This is a genomic window from Nitrospirota bacterium, from assembly GCA_030645475.1.
GTDB lineage: Bacteria > Nitrospirota > Nitrospiria > Nitrospirales > Nitrospiraceae > Palsa-1315.
The window spans coordinates 131,695-152,933 of record JAUSMA010000060.1 but is presented as its reverse complement, the minus strand read 5'-3'; the positions used below and the strand labels follow the sequence as shown (position 1 = coordinate 152,933).

The window sequence follows — 21,239 nt, the reverse complement described above, 5'->3', positions numbered from 1 at the left end:
GTCGACCCCTCCGAATGCTTCGCCAAACCGTTTCGTCTGCTTCATCACATCCTATTGTAATCAGTGACAATCTGTGCCTTCCGCTCTCATCAGAAAGTGACCGCTTTCTTGCCTTACGCCGCTCTTGCTTTAGGATGGAGCAGTGATAGGCAGCCACGCGTTCAGCATGATCGATACCAAATGGAGAACCAGCCCCACATCGCCGATAGCCGCGACTCTGGCTTGGTTTCAACTGCTCGCTTGAACACACAACGGCACTCACCATTTACGGCAGACCGCTTCCCCGACTGGATGGACCACCATCACTTTCGGCTCCTGTTCGTATTCGCTATCATGACGATGGTGACAGTCTTCTGTCTGGGTTGGGCCCTCTACACCATCCAGCAGCGGTTGATCCAATCCAGTGGCCATAGCCTGGTGCAGGCAGCCACAGATGCCGCCAGTAAATTAGACATGCTGATTCTGGAGCGATCAGGCGATATTCAGCTGTTCTCAGAAGCTCCGATCGCTCAAGATCAGAACCCGGAGACATTGACACAGTATCTCCGCCAACTGCGTCACACCTACCCGGCCTATCGATGGATCGGCGTTACGGATTCACAGGGGAGGATCGTCGCAACCACAACCCCGTCGAGTACGTCCCTTGACCAGAGCCAGCGTCCCTGGTTTCAGCTGGCGCGCAACCTCACTGGCGTCAGGATTCTGGATGCACGGATGAGTGAGGAATCAGACGTGACCTCGGCGATCACGGTGATCGCACCCCTGCACAGTCCCGACGGTCGTTTTCTCGGCGCCATCAAGGCCGTCGTAGGCATTCCCTCACTGATCACAATCCTTGACGACACGATGCAGGTGCTCAAGGATATCGAGTGGACTGAAGAGTCGCATCTTGAATATCAGCTCCTGAACGAAAACGGCGATCTGCTTGCGGATTCGGCGCTACCACAAGACGGCCACCTCAACCTCAAGCAACTCGGACTTTCTTCTGCCGCACTGGTTGGCATACATACACGTGGATTTGTCGAGGAAACACATCTCCGTCGAGGCGCCTCCGTCATTACCGCCTATGCGCAGCTCGCCATCCCCCATGCCGACCCCATCCTACGGTGGAGCATCTTAATTCGTGTAGACCGGGACAGCATTCTTGCCCCCATTCGGTCGTTTCTCTGGAAACTGTCGTGCCTATCACTGCTGCTCCTCCTTCCCTTAGTCGGTCTTGTGCTCTGGATGATCAAGGCCCGTCACGAAGAATGGAGCAGCGCGAAGCGGGAATCTCAGCGAGCGATCGACGCAGAATCAGACCTCACGAAACGGACGGAAGCCCTTCATGCCTTGGTTGTGGCCACTCAGACGTTGTCTGCACAGCAAGACCTCGACGGGCTGCTTCAGCAGCTCCTCAATATTGCCAGAGGGATCACCAGCGCGCACTACGCGGCGTTAGCAATCTCCAGCAACGACCAGCGAACACCAGGACAGTTCTTCAGCACCGGAGCAGATGAGGCTGCGGCCGACGCCATCCGGATACTTCCGCTCGAAACGGGAGCGCGAAAATCACTTGGACAGGAAAACGGGACTCTGTCCCTGAATCATCTTGCGAAATACTGGGCAGCACTAGGACTGCCAGCAGACCATCGGCCCATGACGTCATACCTCGGGGTATCGATTCGGTGCCATGAGCAATTCTTCGGCCGGCTCTCACTCGCCAACAAGCTGACGCCGAAGGGTCTCGCGGCCGACTTCAGCGAACTGGACGAACAGATTGTGCTGACCCTGGCCGCCCAAGCCGGCACCGCCATTCAAAATCTCCAGCTGCTCCACGATTCCAAGGAGCAGGCCAAGCACGATTCATTGACGGAGTTACTGAATCATTCGGCCATCCTCAACGCCTTGGCGCAAGAACTGTCACGGGCTGAACGAAGCCGCCAGCCTGTGGGGGTCTTGATCGCCGACCTCGACCATTTCAAGCGGGTCAATGATACCTATGGACACCAGGTTGGAGATACCGTCCTTCGAGAAGCCGCACAACGACTCCGCGAAACTGCGCGCAGCTACGATCACGTGGGTCGCGCCGGAGGTGAAGAGTTTTTGATTGTGGTGCCGAATTGCGATCTAGAGGCGTTGAGAGAATGTGCCGAACGTTTCAGGACCGCCATCAGCGATATGCCCTTTGACACGCCAAGTGGCCCGCTCACCATTACCGTGAGCATCGGAGCGACGGTCTGCTCCCCCGAATATCCATTGAGTTCTGAGCTCTTGAGAAAAATGGCCGACTACGCGCTCTATCGTGTCAAAAACCACGGCAGAAACGGGGTCGACATCGTGCCCCATCCCCACGCACTGGTAGTAGAGCAGATGAAAAAGACCGCATAACGGCTTCGCCGATGCGCAGCACATGTTGTGGATGAGGAAGACGGGACACAGAGAGCGTGGACACCGTCAAAACCGATAGCTGAATTCGATCATATGAAAATCGGCTCCATGGGCATCGCGCCCATAGGTGCCGGCATCGGATATATGGTGGAACCAATAGCCCACGCCTATCCCTCGATAAACCTTTGCTCTGACCGCCAAATCCGCCACAAACTGGAAGTGCCCCCCCATATCCTGGTTTGCAAAGCGGTGCTGGCTGAGGAAGGCACCTCCCCCTCCGACTTCTAGAGAGAGCCAGCCATCCTTCTTCCCGAGCACAAAGCCCGGCGTCAGCGTGGTCACAAATGCGGTATCCCCCGATGCCGTTATGGCGCCGACCGTGCCCATTAACCTTGTCCCAACACCCCATCCCGACTCGGAATACCATCCCCAGGGCATTGACCAGTTCGCCATCAAGTCATACGTCTTAAAATATTGCGTCTCAAGTTCCCCGATGGGAGAGCCTCCGGTCACTCCCCCCCTCACCCCGATGCTATTTAATCGAATCTCCTCCGCTTGACTTAACCAGGGAGCAAAGAGAACCAGCGCAAACCCGACCATCGCCAGCTGCCATTTCATCCGTAACATAGCTTCCCCTCTCTATCTCGCACTGGCGCAGATCTCATAGGCACATCCTCCTCACGCCCACTCAAGGAGGACGGCCTGGCTTGGTCCCCCACTGCGCACGTCGAACGACCACAGTTTCATCGTGGGCGTTCCGTGAGCACAGGGGACCGACCAGGCCGTTCCTCCGCTATCCCCACCGCATTTCCAACTCAGGGAATTTCGCCTTGTAATCGGCATGACTGGCGCGGATAACCTTCATGGCTTCCTCGCGGCCATAGATACTCGTAATTTCAACCTTATGCTGGGTGCTGCCTGGCGCACTCTTATAGGTCAAGAAATAATGCTGCAGACGATCGATCAGCGCCATGGGAACCTGGCTGATATCCGTATACCCGCCATAGGTTGCATCGTCCTTCATGACGGCGATGATCTTGTCGTCCGCTTCACCATCGTCAGCCATGCTGAGCCCACCGATGGGCAAGGCCGTAAGGAGAATGTCACTGTGTGGAATCGTCTTCTCTGTGAGGACGCAGATATCGAGGGGATCGCGGTCCCCCACCATACCTTGACGCTTGGCCCGTGCGGAAAACAACGCCGCAACGCCGTCTCCGCAATAGGTTTGCGGAACCAGTCCGTAATAGACCGGGCAATAGTTCGAGAATCGCTGCGGGCGATCGACCTTCAGGAACCCGCTAACCTTATCGACTTCGTACTTCACCGTGTCGGTCGGCACGATTTCAATATAGGCCGTCACCACTTCAGGGGCCTTCTCTCCGATGGAGACTCCATGCCAGGGATGGGCTCTGAACATCAGGCTCATTAGTCGCAGCACGGAATCGGCTTGGTTGCCGCTCATCACGTCTTCCTCCAATGAATGTTATGAAAATAAGAGCTGAATAAGTAGGACGTCTATCCTAACACCTGATACGAAGAGGATATCGGGGATCGCTCACCACTCCACGTAAAAACTGTTTTTCGTCCGAACTCAAAGCCTCAGACCTCTAACAATACTCTACATATTCCCTTCAGTCTTGCATGGATCTCTCAAATGAGGTGGCTGATGGTCCCCCACTGGTTGCTCCTTCTCACCCGCTCTCTCAAAGAGGGTGTAGGCAAGTTGCCCTTTACTGCGCGCATCGAATGAGCACCTTCCGAGCGGGCGCGTTCTGCGAGCAAGAAGGGCACTTGGCTATGCCCTTCCACCCCTTGGCTGCTCCAGAAACAGTCGCACGCCGACCTTCTGTCCCTTAATCCTGGTGCGGCTAAGGGTCTCGATGATCTCGCGAGCCATCACTTCCGGCACTTCCACCAGCGAGAATCGATCCATAATTTCGACGGCGCCGATCGAACTCGAATTGAGTCCGGCCTCGTTGGCAATCGCTCCGACGAGATCTCCCGCCCGGATACCTGCCTCCCGGCCTGCACCGATATAGACCTTCGCCATGCCAGGCGTTCGTCCGCCACGGCCTGGAGGGTTGAATGGTCTGCCCTGTCCCTCTCTCGGCATCATGGCACCGGCCCGCCCGCGAGGATCCGCTCGAGAATCTTCCATGGGGCGCCGCCCCATCGAAGGACGCTCCGGTGGTCTGTTCGACACGGCCGGAATATCGTATTCCTTCCGCTCCCCACCCTGCAGACGGAATACGAGCTTGAGGGCGGCCGCCGCCACTTCCGCTGGGTCTCCCTGTTCAGCCATCGAGGCCACCACGGCCCGAAACAAATCCAACTCACCAGCCGCCAGTACTTCTTCAAGTGCTGCCTTGGTTCGTGCAAGCCGTTTCGTGCGCAGGTCGGCAATGGTCGGCACTTGTGTCACGACAATCTTGGCCTTCGTGAGCTGCTCAATGTTCCACAGCAATCGCTGCTCACGCGGGTCGAGAACAGTAATCGCCGACCCTTCACGCCCAGCCCGTCCCGTCCGTCCAATCCGATGGACGTAGACCTCAGAAGACATAGGCAGATCGTAGTTCACCACATGCGACACAGATGGAATGTCCAATCCTCGGGCTGCCACATCGGTCGCCACGAGGAGTTCGGTTTGACCGGATCGGAACGACGCCATCACACGATCGCGCTGGGGCTGATTCATCCCGCCATGGATCGCTTCGGCCTTGTGTCCGCGGCTGGTCAACATCGCGGTGAGTTCATCGACTTCGATACGTGTGCGGCAGAACACGAGGGCAGATTTCGGTGCTTCCATATCCAAGATGCGCGCCAAAGCCGCCACCTTGTGCGGTCTGGTGACGATATAGGCCGTTTGATGCACGCGTGGAGCTGCGCCAGCCTTCAGCGGTTCTTTGGCAATCTTGATCTCGACCGGTTCCTTGAGATGGCGCTTGGCAATGGAGGCAATCCTGGGCGGCATAGTCGCGGAGAACAGAGCCGTCTGCCGCTCTTTCGGCACCTGTTCCAGAATGGCGTCCAGGTCGTCGGCAAAGCCCATGTCCAGCATTTCATCGGCTTCGTCCAACACGACCATCTGAATCGTTTTGAGCTGCAGCGTTTTCCGGCGAATATGGTCCAGCGCACGCCCAGGCGTCGCCACGATGACATCGACACCGCGCTTGAGTGCATGGAGCTGGGGACCGATCGCCTGTCCTCCGTAGACCGGGAGCACGGTGATCTTCAGTTCTTTGCCATAGCGTGTGACGGCTTCGCCGACCTGCATCGCCAACTCTCTCGTTGGGACCAGGATGAGCGCGGAGGGACAGCGCCTGGCTGAATGGGCGATGCGCTGGAGCATCGGCAACGTGAAGGCCGCCGTCTTACCGGTTCCGGTCGCTGCTTGGCCCAAGAGATCGCGGCCTGCCAAAAACGGAGGAATCGCTTCCCTCTGGATCGGCGTGGGCTCTTCATAGCCCAGCGTATCGAGTGTGGTGAGCAGCGCGGCTTCCAGGCCCAACGCGGCGAAACCAGGAGAAAACCCTTTCGCCGGCGTTTCCGCCGGTGGGTTGGTGCTATCGTGTTTCATAAAATGTATCGACTGCCTTTCTGGATAGGATCTCGAATGGTGTGTATGTGCTATCCCCCTCGCCCTCTCACAGCAAGGGGGATAGCCTCAATGAGACAATAGGCGCCGAGCCCTAAGGCCCTAGGCGCATACTGGTCTCTGCGTCAGATGGTAGCTCAACGCGCGATCACGATCACGTGTCACGAGCGAGAGAATGTCATTCAGAGACTCGGGGGAGAGAATCGTATCAGGCCCGTTCAGAGGGCTGCGGAAGACACTTGCAGATACCTTCTCACCGAACAACCATCAATCAAGTACGCATTATACACCTATTCGGTGTATCTCTCGCCACTTATTCCTTCGGCTCTTCGATGGGCCCCGCCCATTCCCCTTTGGCGAGTATCGCCTCTTGAAACCCGCCATCCGGCCATTGAAACTGGCCGACCTCGTCCACTTCTACAATAAAGGGATCTGCCTCATGTGCCAGGCCCCGGAACCAATACCAACCGGCTGTAATGGGTTTCGTTTTGCTCCATCGATACTCGACCATCTACCGCTTCCTTTTCGTTCTGACTTCGACTCTGCTACAGTCCTGGCAGGACACTGAAAAATGCCGCCAGCTTCATTCTCGCGTCGTTCAGACCCTCAACGTACCCAGCGGGTACGCCTCGGCCCTTCACTCGCTGCGGCCTCGCTGAACGGACTTTTTGAGTATCCTGCTCACTCTCGTGAAGATTGAACTTACCATGTCCAGACTCCCAATAGAAGATGTGTTGCCGGACCTTCGTCTTGCACTGACGAATGGGCGCAATGCCCTTTTGACTGCGGCGCCTGGTGCGGGCAAAACGACAAGGGTTCCGTTGGCCTTGCTCGATGCCCCCTGGCTCGACGGGAAAAAACTCCTCATGCTGGAACCGCGGCGGCTTGCCGCCCGTGCAGCAGCCCATCGCATGGCCACCACCCTGGGGGAGCCGGTCGGCGGGACGGTCGGTTATCGCATGCGACTCGATACGAAAGTGGGACCTACGACGAAGATCGAAGTCGTCACGGAAGGGATCCTCGCTCGGCTGCTGCAAGACGATCCTGCCCTCAGCTCCTATGCCATCGTCCTGTTCGATGAGTTCCATGAACGGAGCCTGCAAGCCGATACCGGCCTGGCCCTCTGTCTTGAATCGCAACGGCTCTTCCGCCCGGATCTCCGTCTGCTCGTCATGTCAGCCACCTTGGACTGTGGTCCGGTCTCGGAGCTCTTGGGGCAGGCGCCAGTCATTGCCTGTGAAGGCCGAATGTTTCCGGTCGAGACCCGCTATCTCGAACAGCCGCTCTCGGGCCATCTGGACGTGGCCGTCGTCCAATCCATCAAGCGTTCACTGGCGCAGGATCAAGGCAGTCTCTTGGTCTTTCTGCCTGGTATGGCGGAAATCCGCCGCGTCGAACGAAAACTGCTCGATCTGAACTTGGCGCCGAACATCATGATCGCCCCGCTCCATGGAGACCTGCCGCAAGAGGCGCAGGACCGAGCCATCACACCTACGCAACCGAGCATGAGAAAGATCGTGCTGGCCACCTCGATTGCCGAAACCAGTCTCACGATCGACGGGGTCCGGGTCGTGATCGATGCGGGACTGTTGCGCGTGCCTCGCTTCGATCCGCGATCGGGACTCACGAGGCTGGACACGATTCGCGTCACCCAGGACTCTGCCGAGCAACGGCGTGGCAGAGCCGGCCGTCTCGAACCAGGCGTCTGTGCTCGCCTCTGGACCGCTGGGGAGCATCAATCGTTGGCCCCTCGCCGCCCGCCGGAAATGCTCGATGCCGACTTGGCGCCGCTCCTCCTCGAATTGGCCCTCTGGGGCACTCCAAATCCAGCCGAGTTGTCCTGGCTCACTCCCCCACCACCCGGTGCCGTCGCCCAGGCGAGAGAGTTGCTCACAAGCCTTGGCGCACTCAATGGAGAGGGGCAGATCACGGCCCATGGCAAACAAATGGCTGAGTTGCCGCTCCATCCACGCCTCGCCCATATGCTACTCAAGTCTGTGCCCCTGCAGCTCGGCTATCTGGCCTGTGAACTGGCCGCCCTGCTCAGCGAACGCGATATTCTGCGGGGCCCCTCCGGCTGGCGCAACGCAGATCTGCGGCTCCGGCTGGATGTCTTGCATGGACAGCACGATCATGCGGCCGGTGCGACCGTCGACCGCGGGGCCTGTCAGCGAGTGGCCCGTACGGCCGACCTCTGGCAACGCCAACTTCCGCGAGCGGCTCGTTCAAATCGGCAGGACAGCCTCGATGAAGTCGGCCTCTTGCTCGCACTGGCCTATCCCGATCGCATCGCCCAACGTCAACAAGGAAACAACTCCCGCTATCTCATGGCCAATGGCCGTGGCGCCCTCTTCCAAAACCCCGACCCGCTCGGCTCAGAAGATTATCTCGTCATTGCCGACCTGGACGGCGGCCAGCAATGGGCCAGGATCGATCTGGCCGCACCGGTCAGCCTTCACGATCTTGAAACCCTCTATGCAGACCAGATTCGAGTGGTGGATGAAGTCTCGTGGGATGAGACAGCACAGGTGGTTCGTGCAACAAGACAGCGCCGATTGGGTTCACTCGTTCTGTCTGAGCAGGGGCTCTCGAAGCCGGATCCTTCGATGATATCGGCGGCATTGCTGCAGGGCATTCGTCGGGCGGGACTCGACCGGCTGGCCTGGACTTCAGAGCTTCGTCAGTGGCGGGCGCGAGTGGCATTTCTCCGCAAAATCGAGGGACAAGAATCACGATGGCCGGACCTGTCGGACGAGGCCTTAGCACAGACTGTCGACGACTGGCTCGGTCCCTACCTATCAGGGCTCACGACCCTCGACCGCGTCACGCGGCTCGATCTTACCCAACCATTGCATGCCTTCCTCTCCTGGGAACAGGCACGCCAACTCGACCAATGGGCTCCCACCCATCTGATAGTCCCCAGCGGATCGAACGTGCGAGTGGAATATGAGACGCTTGATCTGCCAATCCTGGCTGTGCGGTTACAAGAAATGTTCGGCTGCAAAGAGACACCGCGCCTCGTCGATGGAAAGATTCCGGTCATGCTGCACCTCCTCTCACCGGCCCGCAGACCCGTCCAAATCACGAAGGACCTCTCCAGCTTCTGGAAGTCTGCCTACGTCGAAGTCAAAAAAGAACTCCGTGGCCGATACCCCAAACATTCTTGGCCAGACGATCCACTTACAGCTCCGCCGACTGCTAAGGCTAAACGCCGCGTGCGGTGAACGGACGGGCAAGCAAGCTTTCTCCCTCCCTCACTCATCACCGATCACTCATCACTTCCCATACCCCCAGCCTTTCGTAGGATAGACCAGCATCCCTCTGTGCCTCTATCGTGACACCTATGCGTTATCTTTTCGCACTGATCCTTGGCATGACGTTGACCGGGCTCACTCCATCTGCCTGGGCCAATTCATGGGATGTCCTCCCGCCGCCGACGTTCACGATTCCATTCGACGAGATAGACGAAGCCACCTTACAAGCGGAAGTGACGAAGCAGGTGCTGACGTTCTTAGAAACGGTACAGGCCCATTGGGGGCAAGAGCCGGAGGCCCTTCGCCTATCGGTGGCAGGAGCAGTCGAGAAAGATGAGGAAGGCAAGCTGATCTATCTGCGCAATCTCTCCGATCATGGTGTGCTGGAAGGCTATGAGTTCCGTCACGAATCACTGGTCCGCGGCCAATACATCCTGTTGCAGCGGCCCCTCAACGGACTGAATGAATTTATCGGGTACTACCAGGTGCTGAAAGAACAGCTCACTACTGCCTACGGAAGCCCGACGAACGACCAGACTCTGTGGGACAACGACCTCTACCAACCGGTCCCCAGCTACTGGGGTGTCGCGGTCCTCATCGGCCATCTCCACTACCATGCGTCATGGGAAACCCAAGACGGCACGATCACGCTCGAACTCACCGGCAACCGACACAGCAAACTATTTCTTGAGTATAGAAGTCGCAGCGAAGGGGCCAGCACATAACCTCAGGATGCTGAAAAATCCCGCCAGCTTCGTTCTCGCATCGTTCAGACCCTCAACATACCCCAAGGGTACGCCTCGGCCCTTCACTCACTGTGGCCTTGCTGAACGAGCGTTTTGAGCATCCTGTTAGATTGGAATGTCTCTTGTCCCGTCGTACGACGTCCGCGATTGGTGGGAGAACTTTACGATATCGCCGTCCTTGACGATCGTATCCTCGCCGCTGACTTTCTTGTTCACCGCTATCATCATTTCCCGGTTCAACAAAAACTGCAGCAAGGGGCCTATCCGATCTAGGTTCGATTCAATAAACTTCCTCACCGTAGTCGGCTCAGAAATCTCCAGCTCGAACTCCGTGTCTCCAACTGCATCGCGAAGCGTCAATCCAAACACCAGCACTGTAACCATGGTTTCTTCATCCTTTACTATGCAGAGCAGATAGCAGATGGCTTATGGCCGATGGTACAAACAAGAGAAGATTCGCTCGCTTGTACCGAAAACAATTTTCCATAAGCTATCGATTCATATTTCCCGCCATCTGCCATACGCTATCAGCCATCAGCTCTTCGTCAGCGCGCATGGCAGCGGAAACAATCCTGTCGTCTGGGATGTCGTTCCGGTAGAGGCTTACTCCCAGTCGGAGCATGACAATAGATACAGGCCTGCTCGGCTCTGATCTCCAGATGTGTGGCATTCGTCGGAACCGGTGGGTTCCGGTCTTTCGGAGTCGGCAACAGCGATACACCGACGACGACGGCCACGGCAAATAGGATGAATAGCGCGTCGACTTTTCGAAATTTCATGCCGGGCCTCTGTCTTTCTGCTGGTCTGCGGCTTCGTAGGCCTCCTGAATAAGCTGAGCCATGTGTTTCACTTCCGCCGTTCCCTGTAATCCCGTGCGCAATTGAATCATACAGGCCGGGCAACTCGTCGCCACGACCTCGGCGCCGCTCTGTTCGACCGCCTTCCGCTTACGTTCGACAATGCGCTGGGACGTTTCAAAATCCTTCACGAGATAGGTTCCGGCTCCACCCGCGCAACGATCGGCGTCCGGCATCTCCACATAATCGACACCAGGCAAGCCCGCCAGAATCGCACGAGGCTCCTTGGTCACTCCCGCTGCTCGCAGATGACAGGAGGAATGGTAGGCCACCTTGCAGGTCTTGGGCTGCTGACTGGCCATGGCCGGTTTGACGGGCGATTGTGACACAAACTGCGAGATATGGGTGATCCGCTTGGCCAAGGCCTGGGCTGAGGCTTCTTCCGGCTCACCGGCGAACAGGGTTGGGTAGTCCTTCAACATGAGGGTACAGGACGCGCACCCGGTCACGACTGTCTCGTATCCTGCCATAGACGCAAGATTGACCCGCGCCCCTTCTTTGGCTAATGCGCGGTGCCCGTAGGTTTCGATCGGCGTCCCCGAACAGCGTTGCGGCGGCAGATCCGGTTCAACCCCATGCTTTCGTAACACCGCAATCACGGCATCTCCCACCCCATCGTCGAAATAGTTGGCCGCGCAGCCGTGGAAATAGGCCACCGGAGAACGGGCCGGTTGCCCGGCCCTGGGGATCAATTCCGGATAACGGTCACGAAGTTGCCGCTTGGCCAATCGAGGGATCACCAGCTTCGGAGAAAGTCGTGCGGTTTCGGCCAGAAAATGCATGAAGGGCTTCGTCACCAGATCGAGCAGCCACCGCATTAGAGGTCGATCCCAGATCGGCTGACAGACTGCGAGGAACTTCAAAAATCGTTCAAATATGGCTGTTCGTGCATGGAAACGAAAGATAAGACCCGCCATCTTGTTCGGGTTTTCGGCGCGACGGTCCAGGATGAGTTGGGAGACATCGACTCCAGCCGGACAGGCCGTCCGACAAGACTTGCAGTTGAGGCAGGCCTCCACGACTCGCTTCGAGTTGAGATAACTGTAGTTCTTGTCGGTGACGATCTCGAACCAGCCCCGCGAACTCATGTCTTCCGATTGAAAGACATCGTAGACCGGACAGACGGCATTACATTTGGCGCAGGTCGCACAGGATTTCGACAATCGCACATAGTCGATATGGTCCGTGAAGGGCCGATCGCTGATCTTAATCCCGGGATTGAGCATCCCGGCAGGATCGAAGCTCTGCTTCACCTTCACGAACAGGTCATACAACTCAGGACCGAACATGGTCTTCACATATTCGGCTCGCACACGGCCATCCCCATGCTCCCCACAGATCGACCCGCCGAAGCGGCTCAAGACAGTCTGGTGAATCTCGTGATAGCCCTGCACCATCTTGTCGAAATCGCCCTGATCGTTCACATCGAGTAACGGAATAATGTGGGCGTTCCCATTCCCGATATGGCCGAAAATCGCGACCGGCACATGCTGCCCGACGAAGAACTCCTCCAGATACCGGATGAGTTCGCTGATCCGTTCAGCAGGGACCACGACATCGTCGACAAAGTTGATGGGCTTCTTCTTGGGATCGAATCGATAGAGCGTCGGATAGAGGGCTTTCCGCGCCTTCCACAACTGATCCCGCTGCTCGGGATTGAACGCAATCACAGGGTCGGACGCGAGACGATAGCTGCGGCAGATTCCGGTCATGCGCTCGGCCTGTTCGCGAAGATCGATCCCCGCCTCGTCAGCATCCAACTCCACCAGGAGCGTGGCAGCCGCATCGGCCGGGATGCCATGCTTCGCCCGCCCAATCAGATTGAGCGTGTTGGCATCCATCACTTCCAACGCGCTCGGATGCAACTCCAGCAACTTCGGCACCGCATCACCCACATCTTCTAAACGGTGAAAGTGGATGAGCGCCGTCAGGGTGGATCGAGGCTTCTCCACCAGCTTAATGGTGGCTTCACTGAAGAGACCGAGCGTCCCCTCGCTGCCGACGAATAGCTTGGGAAGATCGAAGCGGCCTTGCGCTAGCCCATCGGCAAGCCCAAAGAGGTTATAGCCGCAACTGTTTTTGCTGACAGTCGGACGTTTTTGCGCGATCAGGGCAGCATTATCTTGAAGCAGCAGCTTTAAATCGTGCAGCGGCCTATGCGTCTCTAGTAGCTGGCTGCATCGTGGATCGTCGAGTCCATACGACTTCGCGTCCAACCACTCGCCTGATTGCAGGCAGACACGGAGCGCTTCGACATTATCTTTGACGGCACCGTAGCGCAGCGTGTGAGGACCGGATGAATTGTTCGCCAACATCCCGCCAAGCTTGCACATGTCGCCGCTGGAGGGATCGGGACCGAAGAGCAGACCGTCACGCGCCAGCTTCTTATTGAGTTCAGCCAGTACGATTCCCGGCTGGACCCGAGCCCAGCGCTCTTCCCGATTCAGCTCCAGCACCCGATTGAGGCGCGACACATCCAAAATGATCCCGGCCCCGATCGCCGAACCGGTCAAATTAGTTCCAGCCGCCCGGGGTGTCAATGGGATACCGCGCGACACAGCATAGGCGACCGTCGCCGCAATATCCTCCTCGGACTCAACAAGCACGACGGCCTTCGGCGTCATCCGATAGATGCTCGCATCCACAGCATAAGCCGTAAGCGTCGAATAGTCGTCTTTGACCTTATCGATGCCGATCGCAGCTCGGAGATCGGAAGCAATGGCGTGGGAACGTTCAGGCAGAATGAGAGTTGGTGCGCTCATAGTTAAATGGGTGGTCATTCTAGACGGACTGTTGAGACCGGCACAAGTCCGGTTGTCCCGCCATGCACGACCGGCTAATATAAGCGCCTCATTTAGGAGTACGCATTGTGGTCGATATACGTCCAACCCTTTACGTCTCTCGACTTCTTCCCGACCCTGTCATGGCCATCGTGCGGGAACGGTTCCATTTGCTGCAAGAACCGCTCGATGCGTTGCCCGCTCCATCGGCTCTCCGTGACGGCCTCTGTCAGGCCGACGCCGCGATTGTGACCCTGGGTGATCGCATCGACGCCGAGACCATTCAAGCTGCCACCAGGCTGAAAATTCTGGCGAACTATGCCGTCGGGTATAACAACATCGATCTGGCTGCTGCACAACAGCGCGGTCTGATCGTGACTAATACGCCGGACGTCTTGACGGACGCCACAGCAGATCTGACCTGGGCTCTGATTCTGGCGACGGCACGCCGCATCGTCGAAGGCGATGTCCTTGTGCGATCAGGCCAATGGACGGGATGGAGCCCCACGCAACTCTTGGGGGCGGAAGTGTCTGGAAAAACCCTGGGCATTATCGGTATGGGACGGATCGGCCAAGCGGTCGCCCAGCGTGCGGTTGGATTTCGTATGGCGGTGCGCTATCACGCACGCCAACCGATGACCGCCTCGTCTCTCTCTCATGAATGGGAGCACCGCTCGCTGAGAAATCTCCTTGAAGAAGCCGATATCGTGACCATCCATGTTCCGCTCACAACAGCCACCCGCCATCTGATCGGAGCCCGTGAGTTGGCCTGGATGAAACCCACCGCCTTCCTGCTTAATACTGCTCGTGGCCCGATCGTCGATGAGGGTGCATTGGTTGAAGCTCTCAAGAGAGGAACCATCGCCGGCGCGGGACTCGACGTGTATGAACAAGAACCGGCAATCCACCCGGCGCTGAGTCAGCTGAAGCAAGTGGTGCTCCTTCCACATCTGGGCTCTGCCACATTACATGCGAGGGTTCAGATGGGATTGGTCTGCTTGAAAAATATTGATGCTGTACTCAAAGGCCTTCCGGCCCCGAACCGTGTTCAGTCGTAGAATACACGCACGGGCTTGCAGGTTTTACGGGAAAGATGCGACGCGAATCGATAGAGGCTTGTTTCGACGAGCTGCTAGTTGGCGTAGCGTAACGCGGGAGCCGGTGCCTGAGCCGGTCCGAGGCGAGCACGAACCGAGTCGAGTCGTTGCGGCACATCATGGAAGGTCGGAATCGATTGATAAATTATGGCAGCGTGACTCCATCGCTCTTGGGCTTCGTAGAGTAATCCGAGTTCATAACTGATGGCTTGCGCCTTGGCGCCTTGACACTTCGGGTCCTGCAGCAACTGCTCAAGCTGTTGACTCGCCAACTGACCTTCTCCCTGCTCTTTCAAGCAGACCGCGATCATCAGACAGGAGTCCAGGAAAAAGTCAGAACCCTTCATCGAACAACCAAACTCCTCTTTCGCTTCCTCCCAAAGCCCCATATTCTTGTACGCGACGCCCAAGGTGTAATGGGTTTCGGGGTCAAGTGCATCAGGCGGCTCGGCGGAGACCTGAGCCTCAACGGCCGGTACTGTCACCTCCGGCTTCTTTGGCGAAAACGTCGCGGCCCATTTGGCGACTAACGGACTGGCAGGAGCGAGCTCTTTGACCTTGGCATAGAGAATCGCCGGCTGCGGCTCTTGCTTCTTCTCCGGATCTGCCAGGAGCAATTCGAGCGCTCGCGAATATTGTAAGGCGGCGCCGGCGGTATCGCCCTTGATTTCAAGCAAGTAACCGAAAAGTTCTCGGGCTTCAGAATGATGAGGCTCTGCCGTCACAAGTCGACTGAGCCATTCCTCCGCCTCAGCATGTTGACCGGCCGCCACATAGGCTTGGAACTGCTCGTTTGTGGAGAGGACAGGCTCGATGGACGCAACCTCTTTTGGCTCGTCCTGCAACAGCGAGAAGGCATTAACCTGTGTAACCGGTTCCGGCTCTACCGACTGAACCGGCTCCGGGTCTGACACTGGGTCCGGTTCAGACCCAGCGAGGGAGAAATGTCTATCCTGTAGCGGGGCGATCTTCGAGGTCATACTCCAGGCATCGTCCGGAGCGGCATCGGCAATCGAAAATGTGTTCGTTTCCTGAACTGGGATCGGTGGAACAGCCACTGCGGGAGAAACAACTGGCTCGGGTTGAACCGGAACAGGCGGTGCCTCCATTGGAGCGCCAGGCATCAGTGCCGCCAGTTTTTTCGCCGTGGGACTATCCGGCGCGAGTGCCGTGACTTTCTCGAAGAGTTCCTCATGCAGTGTCGGCATCCCTGGCTCGGGATGTTCCAACAACAGCTCAATCGCCTTCCCATACTGGACCACGGCGTTGGCGGCATCGCCTTTCTCTCCGTAGAGTTCTCCGTAGAGTTCAAGCATCGCCACAGACTGCGGTTCGACCGCCAGAAAATCGGTGATCAGGGTTTCAGCCTGTGCGTAGTCTTGCGCGCGTAAGGCTGCGCCAGCGAGGTACCGATATTCGCCGAGGGCCACCTGGAGATCTCCGCGTTGGAGATGCAACTTCGCGAACAACTGGCAGACATCCGGATTGCCCGGCTCCTTGGTCAGCAATTGATTGAGAATGGCCTCAGCGCCGGCAAACTGTTTCTCTTCGATCCGACGTGTAGCCTCCGACAGCAGATCGAGCGGCTCTGAACTCTTTGATTGGTCTCCTGCTTGAGCCGTACCCGCCTTCGCAGGTTGCCCAGAGGTGCCACCGGTCTTTTCGAAATGGTCGATGAATTGGGCGGCCTCGCTGTTGGCAGGATCGATGCGCAAGACAGCCTGATACGCGTCTTTGGCCTCCGCATACCGCTGCTGTGCCGACCGTTCGCGCCCCAGTTGCAAGTAGACTTTCGTGGCTTCGTCCTGCATATTTTCTTGCAGGCACAGTTCCGCCACCCGCTGCTGGGCATCCAGATTCGAGGGATCTTGCGTGACGATCCGCCGATAGATGTCCAGCGCGTCTTTGCCTTTTCCTTCTTTGAGGTAGTGCTTCCCGAGGGTGAGATAATCCTGTACGGCACTGCTCAGCAAACCTCGTTCTGCATTGAGATCTCCGAGATGCCGATAGACGTCGTACCGGGACGGGTCCACCTTCAAGATTTTCTTGAATGTGGCAATGGCCTTCAGCGTGGCGCCTTCTGCACGAAAGGCGTTGGCGGCCTGCAGAAACGCCGCGACGGCATCATGGGTCGCATTGCGCTTGAGATGCAATTCTCCGATTGAATTGAAGATGCTCCCGTCACCTGGGGATTCGGCGGAAAGCTTCTTCCATTCATTGATGGCGGCGTCGAATTGCCCTCGTGACGCAAAGAGCTGTGCGCTATGCAGAACCTTACTGCGGTCAATCGCCAAGACGAACCTCCACAACGATCAAACGCTAACAGTGTCACTGGTTATTGTCAACGAAATGGGGCTTTCCGATGCGTCGCGCTCTCAGCAAAAATACGAAGGCCTGCTCCTGATGAGGAGCAGGCCTTCCAGTTCGAATTTCCGTACGGGCACTTATGACAATTCGGCGCCGGCTGCCTTCAATACATTCGAAGCCTGAGGCCCCTTTGCGCCTTGCACCACTTCGAACTCAACATTTTCTCCCTCTTTCAACGTCTTGAATCCTTCTCCTTGCAGGGCGGAATAATGCACGAAGACATCATCTCCACTCTCCAAGCGAATGAACCCAAACCCTTTGCGATCGTTGAACCACTTCACCGTGCCTTTTGCCTTCACAGAAACCCTCCTTTCCTCAACGGACACGTGTAGTTACGTGACCGATCCCGGAGCCAACTGAGTGACACATGTGATGAAAAAAAGACAGAACAACGAGCGGGGTGACAATGACGGGCTCATGGGAGAGACAAAATCAGTCACAAAACCCATCTTGGTTATAAATCGCGCAGCATGTACCACGGCGTTTCCAATCTTGTCAAGCCATCCATTAGCAATCGGCGCGGTAGACCCGTCGCCTCTCCGCTAGACAAGCCTCGCCTGCTCGCCTATAGTGTCGCACCGTGCGAGGAGCATGATTTGTCGAATGTTTCTACGAACGCTGCTAGATCGTTACATCTTCACCGAACTCCTGTCCCCGTTTAGCTTAAGCCTCGGAGCCCTGTGCTTTGTAATGCTCACGCGGGAACTCCTGCGCCTCGTGGAACTGCTGGTCTCCAAAGGCGTTGGAATCGTGGCGGTGCTGCAAGTCTTCGCCCATCTGATGCCGTCGTTCCTCGTGTTGACCCTCCCGATCGCCGGGATTATCGCCTCGATCACCGCGTTCGGACGACTCTCCTTCGATAAGGAATTGGTAGCAATGCAGGCAGCAGGCCTGAGCCTCATGCGATTGGCTCGCCCCGTCATACTCTTTGCCCTGCTCGTGTTCGGATTGACCTTGTGGCTGGCGCAGTGGGGGCAACCCTGGAGTTCCACCAATCTCAAAAAGGTGGCGCTGAATCTCCTTCGAGATCAATTGGTGCTCGCGTTGGAGCGGGGAACCTTTAACGAGCCCATCCCCAACATGACGATCTATGTCCCGGATGGGGATCCCAAACAGACCACGACCGGCATCTTCGTCTCCGATGAGCGCAATCCAGACAATCCCCGCATTATCGTGGCGCAACAGTATGAGGTCTTGATCGACAGCGCCAGCAATCAGGTTGCCTTACGCCTGCAAGAGGGCGTAATTCACAGCAGACCGGATCAAGCCGATCAATACGAGCAGGTGGCCTTCACAAGTTATGACTTGAAGCTCTCATTGAATCAAAGCGGCTACTCCTCGACGGAGGAACGTCCGTCGTACGAGGCCATTGTCGCCCAACTCTCGCAATCTCAATGGCGCGACCCCACCGCGCTCCGACGATTGATGGAATATTATAAAGACCTGGCCTTTCCCACCGCCTCACTGGTGTTTTGCCTGCTGGGCGTTCCGGTCGGCATCGTCTCGAAACGATCAGGAAGCATGGGGGGCTTTGCGGTCGGCGTGGTCGTGGTCGTCGTCTACTACATGCTGAACGTCGCCTGCGAATTCCTGGTCACGACAGCAGTACTGCAACCCTTTGCCGGAGCCTGGCTCCCGAACGGCATCTTTGCGCTCACCACGGTCGTGTGGTTTTACATCATGAGTCGCCGGTAATCCTATGCCTATTCTCTTTCGTTATCTCCTTCGCGAATACGGCAAGATCTTCACAATGTGTTTCAGCGGGTTGATGACCATCTATCTCGTCATCGATTTCTTCGAGAAGGTGCGCCGATTTTTGCGTTACGATGCCAACTGGATCGACGTCCTGACCTATTTCCTGCTGAAGGCGCCCGCAATTTCCTTCCAAATTGCGCCGCTGGCGATTCTCATGGCCACCCTCCTCACATTTGGCCTGCTCTCCCGCGGCCACGAAATTACGGCGATGCGCAGTTGCGGTATCAGTTTGCCCTGGATCACCGCCCCCTTCATTATTTTTGCCGCAGGGATTTCTCTCGTGCTCTTACTCTTCAGCTCCACCGTCATCCCGTTAGCCGCGAGCAAGTCCGAAGAGATTCGAACCACGCGCATCGAGAAAAAGTCTCCTGCTGCGGCTGTCAAACTCCAGCAGCCCTGGACAAGAGTGGGAGCGGACAGCCTCATGCATGTGACGAGCGTCTCCGTCGACGGAGAGCGCTTGGGCGGCGTGCGCCTCTTTCAATTCGATCGTCACTTCCAACTGATCGGCATCACTGAAGCCGAGGAAGCCCGCTACAGTAACTCCAGTTGGGCCCTGTACCAGGGGCAACACCGACTCTTTCCCCCCGATGGAGCCGTGTCGGCGACCCCATTCGATCGGCAAGCCATCGCGTTGACCCTCATTCCAGACGACTTCACCACATGGCTCGCCGGCGATTCCGAAGCGATGACGTTCCATGACATTCGGGCCTATACCAGACGCCGGCATCAGCAGGACTCCCAGTCAGCACGGCTCAAGACCGACTATTACAGTCGAATCGCCTTCCCGTTCGTCACCGTGATCATGGTGCTGGTCGGCATTGCGCTGAGTCTGCGCCGAAGCGGGACGCGAGGGGGCAGCATGGCAATGGGAATTGGGCAGGCGCTTGCCGTCGGTTTTTGTTATTGGACGACACACTCGATCGCGATCGCACTCGGCCGCGGCGGGGTCTTGACGCCGCTGATCGCCGGATGGATGGCGAATATGCTCTTTTTGAGTTTTGGCCTCTACTTGATGCTCAAAGTCCGGTATTAAAGCCCGCGAGAGGCAGGCTGAAGGCTGAGGGGAAGCCTGGAGCCAGCCTATCCCGCCCCCGGTTGACTGCTCCATGCGCTTCCGGTAAGTAGAAGCAAAGCATTTGCAAAAGGATTTCAAGAAGATGCGCTCGCGAGTTGTCGTCACAGGGTTAGGTGTCGTTTCTCCGATCGGTATCGGGGTCGGTGAGTTTTGGAAGGCTGCCCTCGCCGGCCAATCCGGGATCTCAGCGATTACGTCGTTCGACCCCTTTCCCATGGATGGCTATCGCTCGAAGGTCGCAGGTCAGGTGCGCAACTTCGCCGTCGAACGATTTCTCGACAACGCCCATGGCGATCGGGTCGATCGGTACGCCCAGTTTGCCCTTGTGGCGGCAAAAGAAGCACTGGCCGACTCAGGTCTCCAGATGACCAAAGAAAATCCTCACCGCGTCGGCGTGATCGTGGGAGCCGGTATGGGTGGGATGGTAATGGGCGAACGTGAAATCACGCAACTCTACCAGCACCAGAAGCCCCATCGCGTCCATCCAAACTTCATTCCCACCATCACTCTCAACTCTGCCTCCGGCATTATCGCGATGGCCCATGGCGCCAAAGGCCCGAATCTGACGATTTCCACGGCCTGCTCTTCCAGCGCCCATGCCCTGGGACAAGCACTTCACTGTATCCGCGAGGGCCGGGCCGATGTCGTGATTGTCGTCGGGGCCGATGCCAGCATCACCCCGCTTGTCTTCGCAGGTTTCTGCTCCCTGCGTGCCCTCTCGTCTAAGTTCAACGATCAACCGGACAAGGCCTCTCGGCCGTTCGATCGGTTGCGCGACGGCTTCGTCATGGGTGAAGGCGCCGGCTCGCTGATCTTGGAATCGGCCGCACATGCCAAGAAGCGCAAAGCGAGAGTCTATGCTGAAATTGCGGGCTATGCCGCTACCAGCGAGGCCTATCACATGGTCATCCCTCGTGAAGACGGCCTGGAAGTGGCCAATACGATGAAACTGGCTCTCGCGGATGCCGGCATCACCCCTGGGCAGGTGGATTACATCAATGCGCATGCCACGTCGACGTCAATCGGCGACGCCGTCGAAGCCAAGGCGATCAGGCAACTGTTTAAATCGCGCGCGGATAAAATCGCGATCAGCGCCACCAAGTCCCTGATCGGCCATACCCTCGGCGCCGCCGGTGCCATCGGAGGCATCGCCTCGGTATTGGCCCTCCACACAGGCCAGATTCATCCAACCGCCAACTATGACGACCCGGATCCAGCCTGTGCCCTAGCAGGGCTGTCCCGCTCGGCACAAGAACGTCGTGTGAAAGTCGCCATGCTGAACGCTTTTGGATTTGGCAGCAACAATGCCGCTGTGGTATTGAAGCAGGCAACCACCTAAG

The 21,239-nt window shown here is 57.4% G+C and carries 16 protein-coding genes; 7 read left to right on the top strand and 9 right to left on the bottom strand.

Annotated elements, in window-relative coordinates:
* Positions 1-339: 339 nt before the first annotated feature.
* Positions 340-2,370, top strand: coding sequence for a diguanylate cyclase (locus tag Q7U76_10990; GenBank protein ID MDO8356904.1), 2,031 nt, complete (start codon positions 340-342; stop codon positions 2,368-2,370).
* Positions 2,371-2,436: 66 nt separating this feature from the next.
* On the opposite strand, the gene Q7U76_10985 is transcribed toward Q7U76_10990, so the two are convergent.
* From Q7U76_10985 to Q7U76_10970, 4 genes are all read right to left on the bottom strand, one after another.
* Positions 2,437-2,997, bottom strand: coding sequence for an acyloxyacyl hydrolase (locus Q7U76_10985; protein ID MDO8356903.1), 561 nt, complete (start codon positions 2,995-2,997; stop codon positions 2,437-2,439).
* Positions 2,998-3,163: 166 nt separating this feature from the next.
* Positions 3,164-3,832 (bottom strand): inorganic pyrophosphatase, encoded by a 669-nt coding sequence (locus Q7U76_10980; protein ID MDO8356902.1) that lies wholly within the window; start codon positions 3,830-3,832, stop codon positions 3,164-3,166.
* 333 nt (positions 3,833-4,165) lie between these two features.
* Positions 4,166-5,947, bottom strand: coding sequence for a DEAD/DEAH box helicase (locus tag Q7U76_10975; protein MDO8356901.1), 1,782 nt, complete (start codon positions 5,945-5,947; stop codon positions 4,166-4,168).
* Between the two features lie 331 nt (positions 5,948-6,278).
* The gene (locus tag Q7U76_10970; GenBank protein ID MDO8356900.1) at positions 6,279-6,476 is read right to left on the bottom strand and encodes a hypothetical protein; all 198 of its coding nucleotides are present in this window, start codon (positions 6,474-6,476) and stop codon (positions 6,279-6,281) included.
* 196 nt (positions 6,477-6,672) lie between these two features.
* Here Q7U76_10970 and hrpB point away from each other — a divergent pair, with 196 nt between their 5' ends.
* Positions 6,673-9,189: an ATP-dependent helicase HrpB gene (gene hrpB / locus Q7U76_10965; GenBank protein MDO8356899.1), complete on the top strand. Its 2,517-nt coding sequence runs from the start codon at positions 6,673-6,675 to the stop codon at positions 9,187-9,189.
* A 119-nt stretch (positions 9,190-9,308) separates the two neighbouring features.
* Complete coding sequence (locus Q7U76_10960) at positions 9,309-9,944, top strand: hypothetical protein (protein ID MDO8356898.1); 636 nt, start codon at positions 9,309-9,311, stop codon at positions 9,942-9,944.
* A 126-nt stretch (positions 9,945-10,070) separates the two neighbouring features.
* On the opposite strand, the gene Q7U76_10955 is transcribed toward Q7U76_10960, so the two are convergent.
* From Q7U76_10955 to Q7U76_10945, 3 genes are all read right to left on the bottom strand, one after another.
* A complete protein-coding gene (locus Q7U76_10955; protein MDO8356897.1) occupies positions 10,071-10,349 on the bottom strand; it encodes a MoaD/ThiS family protein in 279 nt (92 codons plus the stop codon).
* A gap of 161 nt (positions 10,350-10,510) precedes the next feature.
* On the bottom strand, positions 10,511-10,744 hold the full coding sequence (locus Q7U76_10950) for a hypothetical protein (protein MDO8356896.1): 234 nt from the start codon (positions 10,742-10,744) through the stop codon (positions 10,511-10,513).
* A complete protein-coding gene (locus tag Q7U76_10945; protein ID MDO8356895.1) occupies positions 10,741-13,584 on the bottom strand; it encodes an FAD-binding and (Fe-S)-binding domain-containing protein in 2,844 nt (947 codons plus the stop codon). The genes Q7U76_10950 and Q7U76_10945 overlap by 4 nt, the downstream gene beginning before the upstream one ends.
* Positions 13,585-13,691: 107 nt before the next feature.
* Here Q7U76_10945 and Q7U76_10940 point away from each other — a divergent pair, with 107 nt between their 5' ends.
* Positions 13,692-14,660 (top strand): D-glycerate dehydrogenase, encoded by a 969-nt coding sequence (locus Q7U76_10940; protein MDO8356894.1) that lies wholly within the window; start codon positions 13,692-13,694, stop codon positions 14,658-14,660.
* A 74-nt stretch (positions 14,661-14,734) separates the two neighbouring features.
* Here the strand turns inward: Q7U76_10940 and Q7U76_10935 are convergent, their stop codons facing one another.
* Both Q7U76_10935 and Q7U76_10930 read right to left on the bottom strand, forming a co-directional pair.
* Positions 14,735-16,993 carry a tetratricopeptide repeat protein gene (locus Q7U76_10935; protein MDO8356893.1) on the bottom strand — a complete coding sequence of 753 codons (2,259 nt, stop codon included), beginning with the start codon at positions 16,991-16,993 and terminating at the stop codon, positions 14,735-14,737.
* A 150-nt stretch (positions 16,994-17,143) separates the two neighbouring features.
* Positions 17,144-17,365: a cold-shock protein gene (locus Q7U76_10930; GenBank protein MDO8356892.1), complete on the bottom strand. Its 222-nt coding sequence runs from the start codon at positions 17,363-17,365 to the stop codon at positions 17,144-17,146.
* 304 nt (positions 17,366-17,669) lie between these two features.
* On the opposite strand from Q7U76_10930, the gene lptF reads away from it, so the two are divergent.
* The 3 genes from lptF (at position 17,670) to fabF (ending at position 21,238) form a co-directional block, all read left to right on the top strand.
* The gene (lptF, locus tag Q7U76_10925) at positions 17,670-18,761 is read left to right on the top strand and encodes an LPS export ABC transporter permease LptF (GenBank protein ID MDO8356891.1); all 1,092 of its coding nucleotides are present in this window, start codon (positions 17,670-17,672) and stop codon (positions 18,759-18,761) included.
* Positions 18,762-18,765: 4 nt separating this feature from the next.
* Positions 18,766-19,857 (top strand): LPS export ABC transporter permease LptG, encoded by a 1,092-nt coding sequence (gene lptG / locus Q7U76_10920; GenBank protein ID MDO8356890.1) that lies wholly within the window; start codon positions 18,766-18,768, stop codon positions 19,855-19,857.
* A 124-nt stretch (positions 19,858-19,981) separates the two neighbouring features.
* Positions 19,982-21,238: a beta-ketoacyl-ACP synthase II gene (gene fabF / locus Q7U76_10915; protein ID MDO8356889.1), complete on the top strand. Its 1,257-nt coding sequence runs from the start codon at positions 19,982-19,984 to the stop codon at positions 21,236-21,238.
* Position 21,239 lies beyond the last annotated feature (1 nt).

Bases quoted from the DNA above. Each gene is read 5' to 3' on its own strand.
- Q7U76_10990 (MDO8356904.1), top strand. From the start codon at position 340: ATGGTGACAGTCTTCTGTCTGGGTTGGGCCCTCTACACCATCCAGCAG.
- fabF (MDO8356889.1), top strand. From the start codon at position 19,982: ATGCGCTCGCGAGTTGTCGTCACAGGGTTAGGTGTCGTTTCTCCGATC.
- Q7U76_10980 (MDO8356902.1), bottom strand. From the start codon at position 3,832: ATGAGCGGCAACCAAGCCGATTCCGTGCTGCGACTAATGAGCCTGATG.
- Q7U76_10960 (MDO8356898.1), top strand. From the start codon at position 9,309: ATGCGTTATCTTTTCGCACTGATCCTTGGCATGACGTTGACCGGGCTC.
- Q7U76_10985 (MDO8356903.1), bottom strand. From the start codon at position 2,997: ATGTTACGGATGAAATGGCAGCTGGCGATGGTCGGGTTTGCGCTGGTT.
- Q7U76_10955 (MDO8356897.1), bottom strand. From the start codon at position 10,349: ATGGTTACAGTGCTGGTGTTTGGATTGACGCTTCGCGATGCAGTTGGA.
- hrpB (MDO8356899.1), top strand. From the start codon at position 6,673: ATGTCCAGACTCCCAATAGAAGATGTGTTGCCGGACCTTCGTCTTGCA.
- Q7U76_10950 (MDO8356896.1), bottom strand. From the start codon at position 10,744: ATGAAATTTCGAAAAGTCGACGCGCTATTCATCCTATTTGCCGTGGCC.
- lptF (MDO8356891.1), top strand. From the start codon at position 17,670: ATGTTTCTACGAACGCTGCTAGATCGTTACATCTTCACCGAACTCCTG.
- lptG (MDO8356890.1), top strand. From the start codon at position 18,766: ATGCCTATTCTCTTTCGTTATCTCCTTCGCGAATACGGCAAGATCTTC.
- Q7U76_10970 (MDO8356900.1), bottom strand. From the start codon at position 6,476: ATGGTCGAGTATCGATGGAGCAAAACGAAACCCATTACAGCCGGTTGG.
- Q7U76_10975 (MDO8356901.1), bottom strand. From the start codon at position 5,947: ATGAAACACGATAGCACCAACCCACCGGCGGAAACGCCGGCGAAAGGG.
- Q7U76_10945 (MDO8356895.1), bottom strand. From the start codon at position 13,584: ATGAGCGCACCAACTCTCATTCTGCCTGAACGTTCCCACGCCATTGCT.